Source organism: Streptomyces sp. NPDC048473 (assembly GCF_043200155.1).
Taxonomy (GTDB): Bacteria; Actinomycetota; Actinomycetes; order Streptomycetales; family Streptomycetaceae; genus Streptomyces.
Genome location: NZ_JBICXE010000173.1, coordinates 1 through 1751, shown reverse-complemented (window position 1 = coordinate 1751; position 1751 = coordinate 1). Strand labels below are relative to the sequence as shown.

1 protein-coding gene and 1 pseudogene are annotated in these 1751 nt (G+C 70.5%); both read left to right on the top strand.

Annotation, left to right across the window (positions count from 1 at the left end):
* Positions 1-164: 164 nt before the first annotated feature.
* Positions 165-389 (top strand): annotated as a pseudogene (locus tag ACGFU7_RS48035) (transposase); the annotation flags it as partial.
* Positions 390-595: 206 nt separating this feature from the next.
* A complete protein-coding gene (locus tag ACGFU7_RS48030; RefSeq protein WP_393705128.1) occupies positions 596-1741 on the top strand; it encodes a transposase in 1146 nt (381 codons plus the stop codon).
* Positions 1742-1751 lie beyond the last annotated feature (10 nt).

Here is a 1751-nt window from a genome sequence, read left to right as displayed (position 1 = left end):
GGTTCCTGGGCGGAAGGGCATGGTCGTCGGGCAGGCTCGGCTTGGTTCCGAAGGTCGACTGCTGAACATGAGGTGAGCCGGTGTTCCGTCCCCGTTCTGGTGAGCACGTTCCGTCCTCGACAGCGCGGGTGGCCCGGGCGAGCAATCCCCGGGACACGACCGCGATGTGGGTACGGGACCGGCTGGACGGCCTGTGGCACGACGAGGACTTCGACGCCTGGTACCCCCGGGACGGGCGGCCCGGCCTGTCACCGGCCCAGCTCGCCACGGTGAGCGTGCTGCAGTTCCTGCTGAACCTCTCCGACCGGCAGGCGGCCGAGGCGGTGCGCTGCCGGATCGACTTCAAGTACGCCCTCGCGCTCGAGCTGGACGATCCCGGCTTCCATCACAGCGTGCTGTCCGACTTCCGCGACCGGCTGGCCCAGGACGACCGCGCCGATGCCCTTCTGGACCTCGCGCTGGCCCGGCTCAGGGAAGCGGGGCTGGTCAAGGCGCGGGGGCGGCAGCGTACCGACTCCACCTACCTGCGGGCCGCCGTGCGCGAACTGACCAGGCTGGAACTGGTGTTGGAGACGGTCCGCGCCGCCCTGGAGGAGTGCGCCCGCACCACCCCGGAGCTCCTCGACGGCCTGGTGGACGAGGACTGGGCCCTGCGCTACGGGCGGCAGGTCCGCCTGGTCAGCCAGCCCAGCCATCCGGCCGCCCGGCTCAACCAGGCCGGCAACGATGCCGCCGACCTCCTCGAGCGCGTCCGCAGCCGCCGCCCGGACACGGCGCCGGGGCCCGCGACGGAGGCGCTGCGTCAGATCATGGTGCAGCACTTCCTCATCGTTGCCCCGGCCGACTGCGTCCGCGGGCCGAGAAGGACGGTCTGCCGCCAACCGGCCGGCGCCTGGAGTCGCCCTACGACCCCGAGGCCCGCTACACGCGCCGCGGGCACCGGACCTGGGTCGGCTATCTCGCGCATGCCACCGAGACCTGCGACGAAGACAGCATCAACGTCATCACGGACGTGGCCACCACCGTCCCCACCGGCGACAGCGTGGCCTTGCCCGGCATCCACACCCGACTCAAGCGCCGCCGCCTGCTGCCCGCCGAGCACCTCGTCGACACCGGCTACACCTCCGTCGTCCTCCATGACGCCGCCGCCCGCACCCACCGCGTCACCATGGTCGGCCCGCTCAGGACCAACAACTCCCGGCAGCGCAAGACCGGCGACGGGTTCGCCCGGGAGAACTTCATCATCGACTTCGACCACCGCGAGGTCACCTGCCCCAACGGCCAGGTCAGCGGCAACTGGAACGAGCTTCCGGCGATGGCCCCTTTCACGGTGGTCCGGTTCGACAAGCGGCAGTGCGGGCCGTGCCCCGAAAAGTCCTCGTGCACCTCCGGGGCGGCACGGACCGTGAACTTCCTCCCCCAACACCTCCACGAACTCCAGGCCCGGAACCGCTCCGACCAGCAGGACCCGCAGTGGCAGCGGCTCTACGCCTCACGCTCCGGCATCGAGGGCACCATGAACGAGCTGGTCAACGGCCACCGGATGCGCCGCTGCCGCTACCACGGCGTGTCCAAGGCCCACGTCCAGCACGTCCTGACCGCGATCGCCGTCAACATCGAACGCCTCAGCACCCAGGAACCGGCAGACTCCACCTACCGCCCCCGCTCACCGACGGCGTTCCAGCAGTACCTCGACGAGAACGAATTACCCCGCCCCCGCTGGTGGCGCCAAGGGCAATGATCAAGAAATT